General features: G+C 62.4%; 19 protein-coding genes and 1 pseudogene. 13 read left to right on the forward strand and 7 right to left on the reverse strand.

Features of this window, described 5'->3' with window-relative positions; genetic code table 11:
• The coding region (locus VFL62_RS04110; protein WP_325171101.1) for a universal stress protein at positions 1 to 387 on the forward strand (387 nt) is incomplete at its 5' end.
• Here the strand turns inward: VFL62_RS04110 and VFL62_RS04115 are convergent.
• Positions 384 to 974: a hypothetical protein gene (locus tag VFL62_RS04115; protein ID WP_325171102.1), complete on the reverse strand. Its 591-nt coding sequence runs from the start codon at positions 972 to 974 to the stop codon at positions 384 to 386. The two genes, VFL62_RS04110 and VFL62_RS04115, sit on opposite strands and share 4 nt — an antisense overlap.
• A gap of 47 nt (positions 975 to 1,021) precedes the next feature.
• Here VFL62_RS04115 and VFL62_RS04120 point away from each other — a divergent pair, with 47 nt between their 5' ends.
• From VFL62_RS04120 to VFL62_RS04140, 5 genes are all read left to right on the forward strand, one after another.
• Entirely contained in the window at positions 1,022 to 3,562 is a 2,541-nt protein-coding gene (locus VFL62_RS04120; protein ID WP_325171103.1) for a cation-translocating P-type ATPase, read from the forward strand.
• Between the two features lie 111 nt (positions 3,563 to 3,673).
• Positions 3,674 to 5,434 (forward strand): PHA/PHB synthase family protein, encoded by a 1,761-nt coding sequence (locus tag VFL62_RS04125; protein WP_325171104.1) that lies wholly within the window; start codon positions 3,674 to 3,676, stop codon positions 5,432 to 5,434.
• A gap of 46 nt (positions 5,435 to 5,480) precedes the next feature.
• On the forward strand, positions 5,481 to 6,152 hold the full coding sequence (locus VFL62_RS04130; RefSeq protein WP_325171105.1) for a DsbA family oxidoreductase: 672 nt from the start codon (positions 5,481 to 5,483) through the stop codon (positions 6,150 to 6,152).
• 143 nt (positions 6,153 to 6,295) lie between these two features.
• A complete protein-coding gene (locus VFL62_RS04135; protein WP_325171106.1) occupies positions 6,296 to 7,117 on the forward strand; it encodes a universal stress protein in 822 nt (273 codons plus the stop codon).
• A 96-nt stretch (positions 7,118 to 7,213) separates the two neighbouring features.
• Positions 7,214 to 8,311 (forward strand): OpgC domain-containing protein, encoded by a 1,098-nt coding sequence (locus VFL62_RS04140; RefSeq protein ID WP_325171107.1) that lies wholly within the window; start codon positions 7,214 to 7,216, stop codon positions 8,309 to 8,311.
• Between the two features lie 56 nt (positions 8,312 to 8,367).
• Here the strand turns inward: VFL62_RS04140 and VFL62_RS04145 are convergent, their stop codons facing one another.
• Entirely contained in the window at positions 8,368 to 8,664 is a 297-nt protein-coding gene (locus VFL62_RS04145; protein ID WP_325171108.1) for a hypothetical protein, read from the reverse strand.
• 186 nt (positions 8,665 to 8,850) lie between these two features.
• Here VFL62_RS04145 and VFL62_RS04150 point away from each other — a divergent pair.
• Together VFL62_RS04150 and VFL62_RS04155 are read left to right on the forward strand one after the other, a co-directional pair.
• Positions 8,851 to 9,351: pseudogene (locus VFL62_RS04150) on the forward strand (SET domain-containing protein); the annotation flags it as partial.
• Positions 9,352 to 9,888: 537 nt separating this feature from the next.
• Positions 9,889 to 10,347, forward strand: a complete 459-nt coding sequence (locus tag VFL62_RS04155; RefSeq protein ID WP_325171109.1) for a group III truncated hemoglobin — start codon at positions 9,889 to 9,891, stop codon at positions 10,345 to 10,347.
• 37 nt (positions 10,348 to 10,384) lie between these two features.
• On the opposite strand, the gene VFL62_RS04160 is transcribed toward VFL62_RS04155, so the two are convergent.
• A complete protein-coding gene (locus tag VFL62_RS04160; RefSeq protein WP_325171110.1) occupies positions 10,385 to 10,783 on the reverse strand; it encodes a hypothetical protein in 399 nt (132 codons plus the stop codon).
• A gap of 151 nt (positions 10,784 to 10,934) precedes the next feature.
• Between VFL62_RS04160 and VFL62_RS04165 the strand changes: the two genes are divergently transcribed.
• The 3 genes from VFL62_RS04165 (at position 10,935) to VFL62_RS04175 (ending at position 13,016) form a co-directional block, all read left to right on the forward strand.
• Positions 10,935 to 11,756, forward strand: coding sequence for a helix-turn-helix transcriptional regulator (locus tag VFL62_RS04165; RefSeq protein WP_325171111.1), 822 nt, complete (start codon positions 10,935 to 10,937; stop codon positions 11,754 to 11,756).
• Positions 11,757 to 11,819: 63 nt separating this feature from the next.
• The gene (locus tag VFL62_RS04170; RefSeq protein ID WP_325171112.1) at positions 11,820 to 12,488 is read left to right on the forward strand and encodes a DsbA family oxidoreductase; all 669 of its coding nucleotides are present in this window, start codon (positions 11,820 to 11,822) and stop codon (positions 12,486 to 12,488) included.
• An 87-nt stretch (positions 12,489 to 12,575) separates the two neighbouring features.
• Positions 12,576 to 13,016: a flagellar basal body rod protein FlgC gene (locus tag VFL62_RS04175; protein ID WP_325171113.1), complete on the forward strand. Its 441-nt coding sequence runs from the start codon at positions 12,576 to 12,578 to the stop codon at positions 13,014 to 13,016.
• A gap of 13 nt (positions 13,017 to 13,029) precedes the next feature.
• Here VFL62_RS04175 and VFL62_RS04180 read toward each other — a convergent pair whose 3' ends face one another.
• Positions 13,030 to 14,274, reverse strand: a complete 1,245-nt coding sequence (locus VFL62_RS04180) for a GNAT family N-acetyltransferase (RefSeq protein ID WP_414644599.1) — start codon at positions 14,272 to 14,274, stop codon at positions 13,030 to 13,032.
• 483 nt (positions 14,275 to 14,757) lie between these two features.
• Here VFL62_RS04180 and VFL62_RS04185 point away from each other — a divergent pair, with 483 nt between their 5' ends.
• Positions 14,758 to 15,330 (forward strand): TetR/AcrR family transcriptional regulator, encoded by a 573-nt coding sequence (locus tag VFL62_RS04185; protein ID WP_325171114.1) that lies wholly within the window; start codon positions 14,758 to 14,760, stop codon positions 15,328 to 15,330.
• Positions 15,331 to 15,347: 17 nt separating this feature from the next.
• Here the strand turns inward: VFL62_RS04185 and VFL62_RS04190 are convergent, their stop codons facing one another.
• Positions 15,348 to 15,767 carry a hypothetical protein gene (locus VFL62_RS04190; RefSeq protein WP_325171115.1) on the reverse strand — a complete coding sequence of 140 codons (420 nt, stop codon included), beginning with the start codon at positions 15,765 to 15,767 and terminating at the stop codon, positions 15,348 to 15,350.
• Positions 15,768 to 16,154: 387 nt separating this feature from the next.
• On the opposite strand from VFL62_RS04190, the gene VFL62_RS04195 reads away from it, so the two are divergent.
• The gene (locus VFL62_RS04195; RefSeq protein ID WP_325171116.1) at positions 16,155 to 16,448 is read left to right on the forward strand and encodes a hypothetical protein; all 294 of its coding nucleotides are present in this window, start codon (positions 16,155 to 16,157) and stop codon (positions 16,446 to 16,448) included.
• Between the two features lie 67 nt (positions 16,449 to 16,515).
• On the opposite strand, the gene VFL62_RS04200 is transcribed toward VFL62_RS04195, so the two are convergent.
• Positions 16,516 to 16,800 carry a DUF6894 family protein gene (locus VFL62_RS04200; RefSeq protein ID WP_325171117.1) on the reverse strand — a complete coding sequence of 95 codons (285 nt, stop codon included), beginning with the start codon at positions 16,798 to 16,800 and terminating at the stop codon, positions 16,516 to 16,518.
• Positions 16,801 to 16,920: 120 nt separating this feature from the next.
• Positions 16,921 to 17,115: a hypothetical protein gene (locus tag VFL62_RS04205; protein WP_325171118.1), complete on the reverse strand. Its 195-nt coding sequence runs from the start codon at positions 17,113 to 17,115 to the stop codon at positions 16,921 to 16,923.
• Positions 17,116 to 18,695 lie beyond the last annotated feature (1,580 nt).

Below are 18,695 nucleotides of genomic sequence, written 5' to 3' on the forward strand. Positions count from 1 at the left end.
GGCCCGTTTGCGCTGAACACGGTCGTGGTGGCATGGGATTTCAGCCGCTCGGCCGCGCGCGCCGTCGCCGACGCCCTTCCGGTGCTGGAGAAGGCCAGGACCGTGCGCATCCTCACCGTCACCCACGAAAAGGTTCTCGGCACCCGCCATTCATCGGAAGAACTCGCCAAGAACCTGTCGCGGCACGGTATCGAGGTCATCATCGACCAGGTCCATGCTGCGGGGCGCCCGATCGGCGAGGTGCTCAACCGCGAGGCCGCCGCTTGCAAGGCTGATTTGCTGGTGATGGGCGCCTACGGCCACTCCCGCTTCCGCGAATTCATTCTTGGCGGCGCAACGAAAAGCATGCTGTCGAAGCCTCTGCTTCCCATTCTGTTCTCGCATTAGTCGGCGGCAAGGGCGGGTGGGAATTCTCGGACGAACCGATGACCTCGAAAAATGCTGAAAACATCATCGAGATCCGCGTCGATGAGATCGCTCAGCTTTTCCACACGCTTGATCCGTTTCCATTTCGGGAGAAGGACCTCGACCGGGAGGCCGAAGAATATATCGTGGGATGGGCCAGGGAATTGCCGGCTGACCGGCCATTCAGGGTTATCATTCACTTTCCGGATGATGAAGCCCAAACTGACCTGGCGCGAGACTTGCCGGATGCGCTCGGCAAATACCTCGCGGATCGGGCAACCGCCATTCAAGGCGACCTCAACGAGCTGTTTCGGATCGGCCGGAGATCGCTTGCGATAGGCGTCGCGATTCTGATTGCTTGTCTGCTCGCGGCAAATCTCGTGTCCGGATTTGTCGCCGACGCGCCGTCCAGGAGGATCGTGGAAGAAAGCTTCCTGATCCTGGGATGGGTCGCGAATTGGCGCCCGCTCGAGATCTTCCTGTACGATTGGTGGCCAATCGCACGTCGACGTGACCTCTACCGGAGGCTTTCGGCTGCGGCCATTGAGAAGAAGCCATACACCCGGCAAGGCTCCAGTCCGCGAGGAAGAGCTTCCGACCAAACCTCCGCTGTCAGATGAGCGTGGTGTCGTCCCCGCGCGGTCTCAGCGAAGCCGAGGCGCAGGCCCGGCTTGACGCTGAAGGCCTGAACGAACTACCTCAACCGGATCGCCGCACTCCGTTCCGCATCGTGATGGAGATACTGCGCGAGCCGATGTTTGCTTTGCTGCTCGGCGGCGGAGCCATCTACGTACTTCTCGGCGATCTGAAGGAGGCGCTTATCCTGCTTGCCTTCGCGATGCTGTCGATCTTCATTACGGTCGTCCAGGAAACGCGAACCGAGCGCGTCCTCGATGCCTTGCGCAATCTCGCAAGTCCGCGCGCACTGGTCATTCGTGACGGTGAGCGCAAGCGGATTGCCGGACGCGATGTCGCGCGGGGTGATCTGATCGTTGTGTCGGAGGGCGATCGTGTTCCGGCCGATGCGCGGCTGATCGAATCGCAGGATCTGCAAGCCGACGAATCGCTGCTGACCGGCGAGTCTGTTCCGGTGAGCAAGCGGCCGTCGCGCGATTCCTTACCACGCATTGCACCTCCCGGCGGCGAGGAGTCGCCATACGTCTATTCCGGCTCGCTTGTGGTCCGGGGCAGTGGGCTCGCTGAGGTGGTTGCGACCGGATCCAGAAGCGAGATGGGCAAGATCGGACGATTGCTTCACAGCATCGAGACAGAACCCCCCAGACTTCAGACCCAAACGCGCGATCTGGTCCGGCTTGCGGCAATCGGCGGCGGCGCGATCAGCCTGCTTGTCATGGTTCTCTATGGACTTTTTCGCGGCGGATGGCTGGAAGCACTTCTCGCCGGCATCACCATCGGCATGTCGATGTTGCCGGAGGAATTTCCGGTGGTGCTGACAGTGTTCATGGCCATGGGGGCCTGGCGAATTTCGCGAGCCCGCGTGTTGACGCGGCGCTCGACCGCCATCGAGGTGCTCGGCTCGGCGACCGTACTTTGTACGGACAAGACCGGCACGCTGACGGAGAACCGTATGTCCGTCGCTGAACTGAGAACGCCGCAGGGCAAATGGCGCAACGGCGACCCGGACCCGCTAGCCAAGAGCTTCTACCAGATCGCGACGTTTGGCGTTCTGGCCAGCGCGCCGGATTCATCCGACCCCATGGAAAAGGCGCTTCACGATCTTTCAGCTATATTGCTTCCCGAGGGCCGTCCGCTGGCAGCCAAGACATCGCTTGCAAAAAGCTACGGCCTGAGGCCAGAACTCCTTGCGGTGACGAATGTCTGGGCGCCCCATGACGGCGGCCCGTTCATCGTGGCGACGAAAGGCGCACCCGAAGCCATCGGGCGTCTGTGTCGGCTTTCGGATCAGGAGCGCGGTGATCTCAAGGCTTCCGTCGATGCCATGGCGGCGGATGGGATGCGCGTTCTGGCCGTCGCGCGTGGCCAGCATGTTGGAACAGTTTTGCCCGATACTCCGGCCGCTGTTTCCTTCGAGTTACTTGGCCTTGTCGGGTTTGCCGATCCGCTGCGGGCAAGCGTTCCGGAAGCGGTGCGGCAATGCCAGTCGGCCGGCATCAGAATCGTGATGATAACCGGCGACTATCCGGCGACGGCTCTGGCCATCGCTCGCCAGGCAGGACTTGCCGGTAACGAAACAATGACGGGTGATGCCGTCGCCCGCTGTACGGATGCCGAGCTGATTTCGCGGCTCCGGACCTGTTCGATATTCGCGCGGATCGTGCCCGAACAAAAGCTGCGCATTGTGGAAGCGTTGAAAGCCGATGGGCAGATCGTCGCCATGACCGGCGACGGTGTCAACGATGCCCCCTCGCTGAAAGCTGCGCATATCGGCGTTGCCATGGGCGGCCGCGGCACTGATGTCGCACGCGAAGCCTCATCGATCGTGCTGCTTGACGATGATTTCGGATCGATCGCTACCGCGATCCGGCTGGGTCGGCGCATCTACGACAACCTCCGCAAGGCAATGACGTTCATTGTGGCCGTTCACGTACCCATCGCGGGACTGGCGCTGCTGCCGCTGATCATCGGCCTGCCGATCATTTTCGGTCCGCTCCATATTGCCTTTCTCGAATTGATTATCGACCCGGTTTGCTCGCTGGTGTTCGAGGCCGAGAAAGAGGAGGAGAATGTCATGCGCCGGCCGCCCCGTTCGCCAGCGGAGCCGCTGCTACCTCTGCGCCTGATCATCTGGGGCGCGGTGCAAGGCACGCTGACCTTCGCGATGGTCGGCGCCATTTTCGTTCTCGCGACTCGGAACGCCATGCCGGAAGATGAAGTGAGAGCGCTTACCTTCGTGACGCTCGTCCTTGGGATCTTTGGCTTAATTCTCGTGAACCGCTCCTTCAGCCCTTCTTTGGGGAAGGCGCTGCTTCGTCCCAATGTGGCGCTGGTGTCGATCCTGCTTGGGGTTTGCCTGCTGCTGGGCCTGTGCTTGACGCTCTCGCCGCTACGGCAGTTGTTTCACTTCGGCCCGCTGCACGCCGATGATCTGGCGCTGACGACAGGCGCGGCGCTGCTGGTTCTTGCGGCGACGGAACTGCTGAAGCCGCGGAGGGGCGGCTTCCGCGCATTTGATTGATCGAGGTCAAGACGCTTGGACTGCAGTGAGTTAAGCAATTTCCTCCATGTTCGCAGGCGGGTAATCATGGCCGAAACGGTCGAAAGCTTACATTCTGTCCGGCGACTGCCGGTGGTATCGACACAGCCAAAGCCGTGCCCACCGCCCCCGTCGCCTGTGGCCAATTTGCCGTCGTTCGAGACGCTCGATCGCGTCGGCCGCAGCATGATCGCGCGGTTGACCGCAGGCGTTTCGCCGCACGCGGAAGCGAGCGCCTGGTTCGATTTGTATTCGCATTTCCTGCGCGCGCCGGGCCGGCAGGTCGAATTGGTGGCGCTCGGCATTGTGCTGGCGACAAGGCTTGCCTCGCTCATGACCGGCAGCGCCGTACCCTTGCTCAAGCCGGAACCAATCGATCATCGTTTCGATAACGAAGCCTGGCAAAAAAATCCTTTTCTGTGGTGGCAGCAGGCGTTCCTGGCCCAGGAAGAATGGTGGCGAAGCGCCACGCGACCGTTGCGCGGCATGAAAGCGCGAGACGCCGAACGGGTTGGGTTCATGATCCATCAATATCTCGACGCGTTCTCTCCTTCCAATGTGGCGTGGATGAACCCGGAAGTCATCGACCGCACGATCAAGGAGGGTGGTGCCAATCTTACTCGCGGCATGCGGAATTTCTGGGAGGACTGGGTGCAGGCTATGGCGATGGCGCCGCCGAAGCCAGACTCGCAATACCGGGTCGGCGAAACTCTCGCGGCTACCGCAGGCGAGGTCGTTTTCCGAAACGAACTGATGGAATTGATCCAGTACCATCCGAAGACGCCGAATGTTCTGGCCGAGCCCGTCCTGATCGTCCCCGCCTGGATCATGAAATACTACGTTCTCGACCTCGCGCCGGACCGTTCGCTGGTGCAGTACCTGGTCGATCGCGGCATCACCGTCTTTGTCATTTCGTGGCGTAATCCGACCCCATCCGACCGCGACGTCTCGCTCGATGCTTACCGCACCGCGGGTGTCATGGCAGCACTTTCCGTGGTCAATGCCGTGGTGCCGAACCGGAAGGTTCACGCATGCGGCTATTGTCTGGGCGGCACGTTGCTGGCGGTTGCCGCGGCCACCATGGCGCGCGACGGCGACGATCGCCTTAAGACGGTGACCTTGCTTGCAGGCCAAACGGACTTTAGCGAGGCCGGCGAACTCATGCTGTTCGTCGATGAAAGCCAGGTCGCCTTTCTCGAGGACATGATGTGGGACCAGGGCGTACTCGATTCCGCCCAGATGAGTGCAGCGTTTCGGACCCTTCGCAGCGACGATCTGATCTGGTCAAAGGCGACGCGCAACTACCTGCTAGGTGACCGGGAGGCGGTGAGTGATCTGATGGCCTGGAATGCCGATTCCACGCGGTTGCCCTACCTGATGCACTCGCAATATCTGCGCGGACTGTTTTTGGAAAATCGGCTCACCGCCGGGCGATTTGCCGTCGAGGGCAGCGTCGTCGCACTCAAGGATCTGCGCGTGCCCATGTTCGTCGTGGGGACGGAGACCGATCACATTGCGCCGTGGCAGTCGGTTTACAAGGCTCATCTCTTCACCGACAACGAGCTCACTTTTCTGCTGACCAATGGCGGCCACAACACGGGTATCGTCTCGGAGCCGGGCCATAAAGGGCGTCACTACGACGTCGCGACCCGTCAGCCCGGCGACCGCTATGTCGGCGCCTCGACATGGCGCTCGCGCGCGAAGCGGATGGAAGGCTCATGGTGGCCTGAATGGGTACGCTGGTTGTTCGCCAACAGCGACGCTCAACGCGTCGCACCGCCCGGCACGGGAGCGCCGGCGCGCGGTATCGTCCCGCTATGCGCTGCACCCGGCACATATGTTCTTCAACGATAAGCGTCGCAAACGCGGCCGCGGGTCGCAGTCAAGAAGAGACGTAGCAATGGATCGCGTCAAGATTACCTACTTTACCGACGCTTTGTGCGTGTGGGCTTACGTCTCGCAGGTCCGCATCGACGAATTGAAAGCCAATTTCAAGGACGCTGCCGAACTCGATAGCCGCTATTTTCACGTCTTCGGCGACGTCGTGAGCAAGATTGAAACCGCGTGGCGCGAGCGCGGTGGCCTTGCCGCGTATCGAAGCCATGTACGGGAAATCGTCGAAAGGTTCGGCCATGTCGAACTTCATGAGAATACGTGGAATATCGACGTTCCCAGATCCTCAATGCCCGCCCATCTTTTTTTGTGTGCCGTCCGATGCACGGAGACTTCCGGCAAAATCGTCCCCGGTGCCGGGGATCGAGCCGCTTGGGCGGTGCGCGAGGCTTTCTTTCGGCACGGTCGCGATGTCTCGCGGGCAAAGGTGCTGCTCGAAATCGCGGAATCGATCAATCTGCCCGTTGCCGATATCGAGGAAGCCTTCGCCACCGGCGCAGCGCATGCCACCTTGGTCGGCGACCTTGAATTCGCCCGCGCCCAATCGATCACCGCAAGCCCAACGCTTCTGTTCAACGAAGGCCGGCAGCGCCTGACCGGGAATGTTGGCTATCGGATTATCGAGGCCAATATTCGCGAATTGCTGGAACGAGCGCCCGGGCAGCTGTCGTGGTGCTGAGTTCGTCCAGCCGCGGCAGCTCGCCCGGGACGATCATGGTGAATTGCTGGCGACGTGTCGTGCCGATGCGTCGCTGCTTGATCTATGTCAACGGCTGATGCGCTGGCTGTACGAAAAATAGATCATTAGCGGAGAGCACGATTATGTCGGTCGCGACAGTCATGGTTTATGTCGATCCTGCGCAACAGGCAGAGGAGCAGGTGCGCGTGGCGCGATCCGTCGCCGCGAAATTCGAGGCGTCCGTCATCGGCGTTTCCGCGTCTGCCATTGAGCCCGACTTCGTCGCCGAGGGCGTCATCATTCAGGAGACCACGACCGAGGACATCAAGCGGATGAAAACCGAGCTTGCCGAAAAGGAACGGTGGTTTCGGGATGTCGTCGGTCTGCCGGCCGGGCGGGTGGCGTGGCGTTGGAATCTGGAATATCCGCTCGATTATCTCGCGAACGAGGCGAGGGCGGCCGATCTGGTCGTGCTCAAGAGCAGCTACCGGAAAGTAGATCCCTATCGTCTGATCGATCCGGCCGAAGCGGTGTTGCGGATGGGACGGCCGACCGTTCTGGTGCCGGAGCATGTGCATGAATTGCAGGCCGATCGGATCGTGATCGGCTGGAAGGATACGCGGGAGGCGCGCCTTGCCGTCCATGATGCGCTGCCGTTCCTGAAGCGGGCGTCCCGGGTGTCGATTGTCGAGATCTGCACCTCGAACGAGCAGGACGCCGCGCGACGGCGCGTCCGCGACGTTGCCGCGCATCTCGGGCGGCACCGCGTCAAAGCCGAAACCGATGTGCGCGTTCACATGGCGGAATCGGATGCGCATCAGCTCGTTCGCGTGGCAAAAGACCAGGGCGCCGATTTGATCGTGACCGGAGCTTACGGCCACAGCCGGCTCGGCGAGTGGGTATTCGGCGGCATGACGCGTGGGCTGTTGGATGAGGCGCCGTTTTGCCTCATGATGTCACACTAGTGGCCGCACGCCCATCGCGAACATCGGAAACTCATGGGCACTAGCAAACTTGCTGAATCTGGTGCGCCGTTATCGAATTTCATCTGGCTTCCGGGCGTGCGTGACTTGCGGATCGACCTGTTTCGCGGTCTTTCGCTTTGGTTGATCTTTGTCGACCATATCCCCGAGGTTTATTTCAATAATTTCACCCCCAGAAACTTCGGGTTCAGCGACGCCGCGGAGATTCTCGTCTTCTTGTCAGGGCTCGCATCGGGAAGAGTCTATGGGGGGCTTGCCGCGTATTCCGGCCTGGGGATTGCGTTGTTGCGGGTCCTGCGTCGCGCCATCGAAATTTACGCCGCGCAAATTGTCACCATCGCGCTGCTTCTGGCCGAGGTCGCTCTCTTTGCCATTCGGCAACCTGGCCTGCTCGATCAGGCCAATCTCACCATCTTCTTCGTCAACCCGCTTGAGACCATATCTCAAGCGGCGATGTTGAGATACACGCCGGTCAACCTCGACCCCTTGCTGCTGATGGTTATGCTGCATTTCGCGCTGGTGTTGATCCTGCCCGCGATGATGCTGTGGCCGACACTGACCCTGATCGCATCGGTGCTGCTCTATGCTGTGTCCCACTCGCTGGACTGGTCGATCGCGGCTTATCCGAAGGGCGATATCTTCTTCAATCCGCTAAACTGGCAGCTCATCTATGTGATCGGCATGTGGTGGGGCATGACGCCCGCCGAGAAGCGGCCTCGCGTGCTCACATCGCCGGTCCTGGCGGGCGCGGCCGCGGCCTATCTGTTGTTGAGTTTGTTCGTCACGTTGAGCTGGCGTTTCCACGCGCTCGAGGCCTATGTGCCGAGGGCGATCGCGGAGTTGATCTATCCGATCGAGAAGGGCGATCTGGATGTCCTGCGGCTATTCCATTTCCTCGCGCTCGCACTGCTGTGCTGGCGGCTTCTTCCGGGCGACCTTTCGGTGTTGAGCACGCGCCTGCTGCGCCCGCTGGTCCAGTGTGGCGAATATTCGCTGGCGGTCTACTGTCTCAGCGTGCTGCTCTCGTTTGCCGCCCACGCGCTTCTCGGCGCCGGCTGGAATAATCTCGCCTCGCAGACCGTGGTCGTCGCCGCGGGCCTTGCTATCCTCGCCGCCGTGGCAGCATTGCTGGCGAAATTCGATCGAACGGGAGCCGCTCACCCGCGCGCTCTTTGAGCCACGACGCCGCAAGGAGGAGAAGAAGAAATGTGTTCTGCGGGAGACCGGGTTTGTTACGCCCGCTTTCCCGTGAACGGAAAGCTGCCCATCGGGCCGATGCCCATTTCGCCGGAAATACTGTCGCCGGAGACCTTGCCGGTGAATTCCAACGTCAGCGGCATCGGATTGGTGATCGAGACCTTCCACGACAGATCATCGCCATTGGCCGTGCCGTCAAAGATCTCGGCGGAATTGCCTTCGGCGGCCTGCGTGCCGGTCAGCGTGCTCCCGTCGCTCTTCAGGCTCAGCGTCGCCTCGCGATCGCCCATTGGCGTCGACATCGTGATGTTCCAGTTTCCGTCCACGGCCATGGGCGCGTCTCCTGATGAAGAGTTTTTGAGCCTCGCAACGCTTATAGTGTATCTTTTCTACCAGCAAATGTGGGGAAGGGTCGCGGCAGAGGCTGCGAAAGGCCTGACATTTGCATGGAATCGTCCTAGAACCTTCCGGCTCTCGATCCGTTGCTTCCTCTGGCTTGGCGTAGTTGTCACCCCCTCATGCCTGAAATCTCCAAGAAAAAACCCTATCGCATCGGCCGTTCCCGCACCGGGCTTGGCCTCTTCGCCACCCGGCGGATCAAGAAGGGCACCAAGATCATCCGGTATTTCGGGCCGCTTCTGGATTCCAAGAAGAAAAAAGACGACGCGATCGAGAACAAATACCTGTTCGAACTCACCAACCGCTGGACCATCGACGGCTCGGTGCGCGAAAACATCGCCCGCTACATCAATCACGCCTGCAAGCCCAACGCCGAAAGCGATGTCCGCCCGCGCAAGCGCAAGGTTTTCATTCGCGCGATCAAGAACATCGAGCCGGGCGAGGAGATCAACTACGATTACGGCACCGATTATTTCAAAGCCTATCTGAAGCCGATCGGCTGCAAGTGCGACGCCTGCGAGAAAAAGCGCAAGAAGAAGCGCGCCGAAGCCCGCGCGGAGCGGTTGCGGCTCAAGGCCAAGGAACAGAAAAAGGCCGAGCGGAAGGCGAGGAAAGAGGCGGAAAAACGCGCCGCCGAACGCGCCAAGGCCAAGCGGGCTGCCGACAAGAAGGCCGCCGAGAAGGCCAAAGAGAAGACCAAGAAGAGCAAGCCGAAGCTCGAACTCAAGCCCGACCGCAAGCGCAAGCTCGACAGCAAGTCCAAGGCGCCGACCGTACGCGCCGATAGCCGGCCGGCCAAGCGCAAGGTCGCGAGCGGCGCGCGGGCGAGCGTTGCAGCCGCTGCGCGGCGCGGCCGTCCGAAATCTCAGCGAGCGGTCCCGCAGCCGGCAACGTCCGTGGACGGCGATAGCGCCGCGGTGACGGCGGAAACGTCGGCGGTGTTCGCGACACCGAGCGCTGCGGTTCCCGCGCCGGCCATGAACGAAGCCCAGCAGGCGTCGGCGTAAGGGTCACGCGGGGGCCGGGTTCCCGGTGAAGGCCGCACCGGCGCGCCCGCAAGCGGTTCTCGTCGCCAATCCATAGCCAATCGTTGCAAAGCGGTGCGAGGCGCATAAATAAGCAGCATCAACGCTTAGCCCATGTTCCAGGAAGAGACGATGACGGCAGTTGAACGCCGCGAGCAGATTGTTGCCGACATTACGTCGCGGACCGGTATCACCGAGGCGATGATCGAACGCCTGGTGCACACGTTCTATGATCGCGTGCGCGCCGATGCGATGCTGGCGCCGATCTTTGAAGCGCGCATCCGCGATTGGCAGCCGCATTTGCAGCAGATGTGCGCGTTCTGGTCCTCGGTGGCGCTGATGTCCGGCCGCTATCACGGCGCGCCGATGCCAAAGCATTTGCCGTTGCCGGTCGATGCGGCGCATTTCGACCGCTGGCTTCAGCTGTTCGAGGCGACCGCCAGCGAGGTCTGTCCGCCGGAGGCGGCTGCCCATTTTGTCGAGCGCGCGCGCCGGATCGCTGCAAGCCTCGAGCTCGGCGTCGCCGGCGCGAACGGCGTGTTGCTTGGGCTCGGCGAAAGGTTTCGCCGCGAACAGGTCGCCGCGAAATAGCTTCCGCGGCGACCGGATGAGACGTCCGGCCTTGGTCTCAGGCCACCACCAGGTCGCGGCTTCGCCGCAGGCCGATGAATTGCAGTTCGGCGAGCGCGCCGACGACGATGGCTTGGGCAGCGATCAAGGCTTCGCCGAGCAGGTTCGGCGCGACCTGGCCGCTGAACAGCAGCGCGATGCTCGCCAACGCCCAGGCCGCATTGCCGATGACGACGAGGCCGACGAGGATGCGGGGTATCGAGTCGCGCAAGCCCAGCCAGCCGACGAACGCCGCATAGGCGATCAGGAACAGGCCGGTCTCGCGCAGCAGCGCTTCCGGCAGATTGCACAGCGGCGCGAGCAGTCCGCCGCCAAGGCTGAACATCACCGCGCCCGCGCCGCTGAAGACGGCATCGACCTGGAGCGCGCGGCGCAGGAAGAGGGAGGGGATCATCATCGTGGTTCTCCATCCAAGAGAGTCGGGAGATGGATCAGCGCGCCGTCCGGCACGTCATCTCCTCTCTGACCACGATGCCCGCGCGCAAGAGGCCGATCCATTACGTCGCAGGTAATGGAAGCTCTGAAGCGAGCGTGATAGCGTTCGCAGCATGAGTTTGCATTCCGCAGCGGCCAATGCGGGCCAGGCCGAGCCCGTTCCTATCGGCGAACATTTGCGGCAGTGGCGGCTGCGGCGGCATTTGAGTCAGCTCGATCTGGCCGAGGATGCCGAGATCTCGACGCGTCACCTGAGTTTTGTCGAGACCGGCCGCGCGGCGCCGTCGCGCGACATGGTGCTCAAACTGGCGGAGCGGCTCGACGTGCCCTTGCGCGAACGCAATGTCTTGCTGGTGGCGGCGGGATTTGCACCGGCGTTTCCGCAGCGTCCGCTCGATGATCCGGCGCTGAAATCGGCGCGCGCGGCGATCGAGTGGATGCTGCGCGCGCACGAGCCGAACCCGGCGCTTGCCTATGACCGGCACTGGAATCTGGTCTCGGCCAACCGCATGGTGGCGCCGCTCTTGGCGAGCGTACCGCAGCGTTTGCTGACGCCGCCGGTCAACATCATGCGGCTCGCGTTTCATCCGGAGGCGCTGGCGCGGCACACAGTGAATGTCGCCGAATGGTGCGGGCATCTGCTGGAGCGCCTGCACCGCCAGTGCGAGCTCACCGCCGATCCCGGTCTGATCACGCTCTATGAAGAGCTGAAATCCTACCCGATCCCGGCGCGCTCGGCGCCCCTGCCGCCCGATGGCGTCGCCATTCCGTTCAAGCTCCGCTTCGGCGGCGACGTGCTCAGCTTCATGTCGGCGACGATGATCTTCGGCACGCCGGTCGACGTTACCTTGTCGGAACTGGCGCTGGAGACGTTTTTCCCGGCCGACGAGTTCACCGCCGAGCGTATGCGGGTATTGGCCGCCAGCCTGCGATAGGCGGCTTGTGAAGGGGCCTAGCCCGGCCTATCTCTCGGGAACCGTTATGCTAGGAGCAGCCTCATGAGCGCCTTGAAGCCGGTTCGCCTGGACATCGTTTCCGACGTCGTCTGCCCTTGGTGCTATATCGGCAAGCGCCGGATCGAGAACGCGCTGACGCTGGTGAGCGACATTCCCGTCGAAGTGCACTGGCGGCCGTTCTTTCTCAATCCTTGGGTCCCGCGCGAGGGCATCAGCCGTGAGGATTATCTCACCACCAAGTTCGGCTCGGTCGATGCCTATAAGGGCATTGCCGGCCGCGTCGTCGCGGCTGCGGGCGAGGAGGGGCTTACTTACCGGCCGGACCTCGTGAAGCGGCAACCGAACACGATCGATTGTCATCGCCTGATCCATTGGGCCGAGGCCGAGGGCAAGGCGGCTGAGATGAAGCAACGGTTGATGGAGCTTTATTTCCGCGACGGCGGCGATCTGACCGATAGCAACGTGCTGGTACAGGCGGCGGCCGATGTCGGGCTCGATGCCGAGCAGGTCCGCGCCCGCCTTGCCACCGACGAAGACGTTGCGCTGGTTTCGGCGCAGGCGGAGGAAGCCGCAGCCAAAGGCATTTCCGGCGTGCCGACCTTCGTGTTTGCACAGAAATATGCGATCTCGGGCGCGCAGGCTCCCGAGCAACTCGCCGCCGCCATCCGTCAGGTCTCGGCGGAAGTGAACGCGCAGGCTGCCACCGCCTGAATTGGTTATCGTAACCGAAATCCGGTGCGTGGTATTTTAGCGATCGGGTGAATACCGAGGTATGGTTTGTTCGTTACACGAGAGGGCATGAGCACACTCTCGATTGCGACATCCGGGCTTAATGCGGCGAGCCTGCGCCTCACCGTCGCCGCCAGCAATATCGCCAATGCCTCGACAACCGGGCCGCTGCCTGCTGCGGGCGGTTCGGGCGCGTCAGCCGGTGCCGGCGGGCTTTCGGGTTTTCCGGCGGTCTATGTGCCCCTGCAGGTCGACCAGGTCGATCAAACCAGCGGCTCGACGCCAGGCGGCGTGGCCGCAACGGTCTCGACGGTCTCGCCGGGCTTTGTCCCGCAGTATGATCCGAACGCGCCGTTCGCCAACCAGGATGGCCTGGTCGCGGCGCCGAATGTCGATCTCGCCAGCCAGTTCGTGCAGCTGCTGGTCGCCAAATACAGCTTCGCGGCGAACGCGAAAGTCGTTCAAGCCTATTCCGACACGACCAAGTCGCTGCTCGATATCACGACGTAAGATCGGACAGGAATTAGCTGGCGCGCAAGCGGTTGAGCGCGCGGCGCGCGACTTCGCGTATATGATGCCGCGCGGCCAGCGCCGCGTGAATCGCGGTGACCACCGGATCGTTGCGCCGCAGCGGAATGATGACATCCCCGATCTTCAGCCGGCCGCGCCAGATCGGATTGATCATGGGATGGTCGGCGCTCGCCGTGGAGTCGGCGGTTGCGATCACCGACTCGCGGCACAGATGCCGCGTCAGGTCGAGCGTGAGCTGAACGCCGGGCGAGAATTTCGAGAACGCCTCGTCGATGCCGAGCTTGAAGTAGAAGGCGCGGTCGAGATGCCGAAGCACGACCGCGGCGGCCACCGGTGTGTCGGCGACATGCATGGTCACGATTTCGCACTGACCGGTCTCGGCAAGGCCCCGCGTCGCGTTGCGAATGAAGTTCAGATCGCCTTCGTTCTGGAAAAGCGCGGTGCCGCGCTTGCCTTTCCAGCCGCTGGCTTCGAGCGCAAGAAACACCTCGACCGCGCGGCTGACTTCGTCGACGCTGCGCGCGACCGTAAATCGCACCGCGCCATGTTCGGCGAGGCGATTGCGCTGACGCCGCAGCTCCTTCAGCTTCTTGGCGCTCAGCGCATCGCGCAGCAGCTCGTCGGCGTCGCGCCTGGCGTCAAGGCACGCGCGCAAGTGTGCGTGCAGGACGATCGGGCGCAGCGAGTGGTGCCGCAGCGCCTGGGTGAAGGCTTTCATCGCCGCGCCGCCGATCGAGACGTCACGCAGGACCAGCGCATGCGCGCCCGCAAGCCGTGCCTCATCCATCAGGGTCTTGGCGGCATCCTCGCCAAGTGTGCGGTCCAGTAGCGGCGTGCACAGCGTGCCGTAGGGGCTTGCGCTCGCCAGCGCCGGCAGCGGAATTCCGCAGGCGCGCCACAATGAGACGACCGGCAGCAGGCCGATCAGTCGTGGCGCTTCATTGGACGCAGCTTCGCTGGGCTGAACCGGAGCCAATGCGCCGGCGGGCTCGCTGCGCCAGGCGGCCAGCGCCGAGACCCTGGTCCGGCCGCGCGCCGATGCGTTCACGGCGAGCTCCCAGGCCGGAAGATAGTAACCGTTTGGTTCAATCGCCTGCTCGGCAAGCGCGCGCCATGCCGCGACGGAGACCGAGCTCAGTGCCGTGAAGCCCTCAGGCTGGCAAACGGGAGCTGCGGCGGCCATCGGCGCGCGGGTATCCACCCCATCCGCGGCCGGCGCGCGCGACGGCCCCGTCATGTCAGCCGCTTCAGCCACGTCCCGCTTTCCTCATCGACATGCAATGCGGGCCCGACATCCCGCGCGTTTGGCGTCCTTGACGCCCGAAGCTAGCGGAAACTTCGGAAGATGCTGTTGGCCCAGGGATTCAATTTGATCTTTATCGTTAACCGGCCATTGACGATGCGCTTGTTGCCGGCCGGGCCTGTCGGCGGTTCCCTCGTTTTCCGGCTCGGGGTCCTGTCCGGCTGATTTCGCCCCGGTGGAGGGCGCGAGCAGGTGTGACGCAGCTGAGCCACTCCGGAAACTTCCGCCCGTCGCGCGATTACATTTCCGTGATCTCGGGAATGTTCGCGCTCCTGAATCAGTCCTTGTCCACGGGTAGGCATCAATGAATGGCAGCGGGGACGAAACCCATCAGGACGAAAATGACTGAGCAAACAAGGATCGAAGGTTTTGAACAGATCGCGTTGAACGCCATTTCAGCGCGGTTGTGGGGGTGACATGGGAGTCCAGACTCAACACCGCGAGCAAGTGCGGCAGAAAATCATTCAGAGTGCATTGCAACTCTTCAACCGCCACGGTTTCACCGCGGCGTCGATCGACGACATCATGGCCGGCGCGGGAATGACGCGCGGAGGCTTTTACAGCTACTTCCAGAGCAAGAGCGAGCTCTATGCGGAAGCGATCAGCTGCTTCGTCAGCGAGAAGCAGGGCGTCATCGAAAACTCCGAGAAGGCTTCCGACAGCGCGGTCACGCTGTTGCGCGACTATCTCTCGCACCAGCATGTGGAAGATCTCGAAGCCAGTTGCCCGCTGATCGGCCTGCCCAATGATGTCTCGCGAACCGATCAGTCCGTGCGGGAAGCCCAGGAGGCAGCGCTGCGGATGATGGTCGACACCTTCGAGAAGGGCATGAGCCCCAACGGGCAGCCTTCGCGGCAGGTGGCGCTTTCGCTCACCGCGCTCTGTCTCGGCGGCATGGTGCTGGCGCGCGCGATCGAGGACCGCAAGCTCGCCGACGAGTTGCGCGAAGCCACCATGAGCGTGGCATTGCGGCTCGGGCATTGGGGCTGATCTCTAAGCCCACTCGCTCAGATCGGCTGATAGGATTCGGCGGTGCAGTTATCCTCGGGTAAAGCGCGCCGCCGGTCGATGATGACGCCGCTGTTGATCGAGATGCGATAGGTCTCCTCGCCGAGCGGCTTGCCGGTGGCCGACGTCAGATCGGCTTTGACGCAGGCGTACCAGCCGAGCCCACGGAGTTCGTGCCGTGCTTCCGTGACCTGCACGTTTTGCGGATTGGACTGGGCGACGAAGACCTGGTCGAGTTTTTCGCGGACCACGCGTCTGACGTCGGGCGGCTGTTCGAGTGGCGGCGGATCGGCGGCTTTGGCGCGCATGAAATCGGGCAGCGGAAGCGGCGACCGGCTGTCGGCGATGCCGCAGCCCGAAAGCACCAACGCTGTAGCCGTCATCGTGATGATGAAAGAGATCGCCGCCCGCCGCCGCATCGCTCGATCCTAGCGCGGCGCGACGATCGAATGCGAGGGGCCGTGCTTGAAATTCCCGTGTAGTGCACTTTATCATGTGCGGAAATCGGCACACCAGGGGTGGGTTTTGAAATGCTGCAACGTTTGGCAACAATCGCGGGCGTGATTGTCTTCGCTTTGCTGTTGAACGGCTGCACCAAGTGCGGTCCGGTCTGGGACGACTGGTTTCCGTCGCAAAAATCCTGCAAATCCGACCCCCTCTAGTGCGCTTGGCGCAGGTGCGGACGCGGTGATATGTTGGCCGCCTGAACAGCCCATGTTGGCTAGAGCTCCTTTGATTTCGAAGTTCGCATCAGAGGCGCTTCAACAGTTTGCGAACTTCGAAATCGGTGCTCCAGGGAGTTTTCCATGAAGGCTGTACGCCTTGCGGCCGCGATCATGCTGCTGGCTTCGCCGGCTTTTGCGCAAATCCCGAAATTGAACTTGCTGCAGGACAAGCCGAGCAAGACCGAGGACGAAAAGAATGCCGAGGCGGCGCAAGAGAAGGCCTACAAGGATTCTTTGAAGAAGATCCCGGATCAGAAGGCGCCCGCCGATCCCTGGGGAGGTGTGCGCAGCGATGCGCCATCGGCACCCGCGAAATCCGCTTCGACGGCCAAATCAAAGGCCAAGAGCACGGCGGGCGGCGCATCCGCGAACTAGCTGCATCGCATTTAGCCGCGAACTCGCGGCGCAAGTGTTCAGCTTCCGACGAGAAGGGGCGATCCCTTCAGGATCGCTCGTTGCAAGGCTGGCGTTTCTTGACCGCCGACTTCGGCTTGGTTTCCAGCGAGTCCGCCACCAGGCAAATCCGGAACACCGGCTCCTTGCGCTCGTCCAGCAGCTCCATTTCCCACTGCGTATTCTGGCCGAGCTTGCGGCAGATTCCGCCGACCATGTCGGCGCAGGATCGGGTCAGCTCCTCCCAGGCCGCATTGCGGTCGGCGAGCTCAATGCCCTGTTCGGAGGCCCCGGAATAGCGGCCGTTGCGAATGCGAAAGAAATAGCGCGGCATGATACAGACCTACAAAGAAACCGCCCGCTGGGCCTGACAGCCCCTTTCGAAACGGTTCCATATGAGGCCCAATCCCGTTGTGGATCAATTCCGGAAGGTTACGGGCACGCCGTTCAGACTTTATTCGCTTTCCGTAATCCGGACCAGGCCATCGCCGGTCACGCGAGGACCCTTTGCGGTTTCAAGGACATAGCCGAGGCTGACGAGCTTCGACAGGTGGTGCGGGGGCACCGTCGGGCTGTCGGCCGCAATCGCGATTTCGATCAGCGAGGCAAATTCTTCGGGAGTGAGAAGCTTGGGGGCGTGCACTGTCATCATCAACTCGCGATCGGCGTCGAATCGCGCGACCCACAGGGCAAGCGCGCGGCATGGATCGTAGCATTGATTTCAGGAAATTGCTGACCTTTCGGCCCGCACGGAGAGGCGAATTTGCTCCGACTGCTGCAGAACAGCCGCGCTCGAGGCATGCTTTGGCAACGGGGCGGTTACGCGAGCCGGTCGCTTGGCAAAGACGGGCCGGGTAGGGGAGGATGCTGCTCCGGGTGGGGTCGTCGACCCAGTTTACAACAAGCCGACGACCCCTGCCGCGCAATTAAAATTGTGGCCCTGTGGGTCAGCTCTACGCGACGGGGTGAGCTAACGCCCGAACGCGACTGCACGCGCTACTCAAAAAGTGCCTCTGGGGCCGCGCAGGCTGGCGCGCCGGCTTGTTGCTGGGCGGTCCGGTGCTGGCCGTCGTCGGCGGACAATGGCCTGCGATTTTAGTTCGCCTCGACCGGTTTAGCGCCGATCCCATCACGCCGAGACGGCGATACATCCCTGTCCCGGTTCGGATGATCTGCCGCGCCTGCCGGTCGCCTCTTGCGTGTAAGGCAGGCGTAAGCTCGGGCCACTAGAATCGCGCGGGTCCGCCTCGGAGAATGCCCCCCAAGACGGATTAGATTGGCCCTGCCGCGTTCTCAGCGCGGTGGGGCTTTTTATTCCAGATCTTCTCGTTTCCCCGCCTTCGGGTTTTGGCCAACCACCGCACAGGCCTGAAAGCACAGCGCCGTCCGAGCGGAATATGTTCGCTTGGACGGCGCCGGCTTGGTCACCGAGGCCCCTGAAATGCCCGGTCTTTGATTGGGTCTACCGACACCGTCAACGGGTTCAAGGCGCATCACCCAGCGCAACTGAAAGCGGGAAGCGCGCCAGGCGGCCGGTGTGAGAAAACTCACATTCGTCCGCGGCGGTATCTGCTACGTGCGTCATCGCAGAACAAATCATGAGGTGTCCCATTCTCAATGAAGCCGGCCGTCGGGGAGAATCCGCATTCTCGCGCGAGATCGTGCGGGGCACGAAGACGACGAGCGCGACGGCTACAAGGAAGGATCGAGCCGAATTCCGATGCCGATGCTGCTTATCATCGGCGCGTTGATGGGCGCGAGCAACGACGAGCGTCGTTTCACTCGCGGGATGTTGCGCAACCGAACACGCGCATCTGTGAACCACGACACAGACTCTTCGACAACCGCCGCCTAGGAATGCGCCGGATGGTCCCGGAGACTCCCCCTCAAGCACCCGGCCTACCATCAGCGGCTCCGTCGATCCAACCCGGCGGAGCCGTTTCTCCCTGGCCTGTCGATTCGCGCTGACTTCTCGATGCCGACGGATCGTGGGCACGAGGAGACCGCCGACCATCAGCCGCGGGTGATTCACCTATGAAAATGCGGCTCGTCATGACATCTGCAAGGATGGGCTGATCCCGGCGTGCGCCTGATCGGGATCGACGCATGACGGCCTCAGCACCCCCAAAAGCGCTGAGGCCGTTTCGCGTCGCGCTGGGCACCGGAAGTGCGGGACGAACGCCCCGGTTTCTTCTCCGGCGGGAGACGGCTCCTGCACTTGCGGCGCGC

The sequence above is a fragment of the Bradyrhizobium sp. genome (assembly GCF_035701725.1).
Classification (GTDB): domain Bacteria; phylum Pseudomonadota; class Alphaproteobacteria; order Rhizobiales; family Xanthobacteraceae; genus Bradyrhizobium.

Bases quoted from the DNA above. Each gene is read 5' to 3' on its own strand.
- VFL62_RS04205 (WP_325171118.1), bottom strand. From the start codon at position 17,115: ATGACAGTGCACGCCCCCAAGCTTCTCACTCCCGAAGAATTTGCCTCG.
- VFL62_RS04190 (WP_325171115.1), bottom strand. From the start codon at position 15,767: ATGCGGCGGCGGGCGGCGATCTCTTTCATCATCACGATGACGGCTACA.
- VFL62_RS04175 (WP_325171113.1), top strand. From the start codon at position 12,576: ATGAGCACACTCTCGATTGCGACATCCGGGCTTAATGCGGCGAGCCTG.
- VFL62_RS04120 (WP_325171103.1), top strand. From the start codon at position 1,022: ATGAGCGTGGTGTCGTCCCCGCGCGGTCTCAGCGAAGCCGAGGCGCAG.
- VFL62_RS04130 (WP_325171105.1), top strand. From the start codon at position 5,481: ATGGATCGCGTCAAGATTACCTACTTTACCGACGCTTTGTGCGTGTGG.
- VFL62_RS04155 (WP_325171109.1), top strand. From the start codon at position 9,889: ATGACGGCAGTTGAACGCCGCGAGCAGATTGTTGCCGACATTACGTCG.
- VFL62_RS04160 (WP_325171110.1), bottom strand. From the start codon at position 10,783: ATGATGATCCCCTCCCTCTTCCTGCGCCGCGCGCTCCAGGTCGATGCC.
- VFL62_RS04170 (WP_325171112.1), top strand. From the start codon at position 11,820: ATGAGCGCCTTGAAGCCGGTTCGCCTGGACATCGTTTCCGACGTCGTC.
- VFL62_RS04135 (WP_325171106.1), top strand. From the start codon at position 6,296: ATGTCGGTCGCGACAGTCATGGTTTATGTCGATCCTGCGCAACAGGCA.
- VFL62_RS04195 (WP_325171116.1), top strand. From the start codon at position 16,155: ATGAAGGCTGTACGCCTTGCGGCCGCGATCATGCTGCTGGCTTCGCCG.
- VFL62_RS04165 (WP_325171111.1), top strand. From the start codon at position 10,935: ATGAGTTTGCATTCCGCAGCGGCCAATGCGGGCCAGGCCGAGCCCGTT.
- VFL62_RS04185 (WP_325171114.1), top strand. From the start codon at position 14,758: ATGGGAGTCCAGACTCAACACCGCGAGCAAGTGCGGCAGAAAATCATT.
- VFL62_RS04180 (WP_414644599.1), bottom strand. From the start codon at position 14,274: ATGACGGGGCCGTCGCGCGCGCCGGCCGCGGATGGGGTGGATACCCGC.
- VFL62_RS04200 (WP_325171117.1), bottom strand. From the start codon at position 16,800: ATGCCGCGCTATTTCTTTCGCATTCGCAACGGCCGCTATTCCGGGGCC.
- VFL62_RS04145 (WP_325171108.1), bottom strand. From the start codon at position 8,664: ATGGCCGTGGACGGAAACTGGAACATCACGATGTCGACGCCAATGGGC.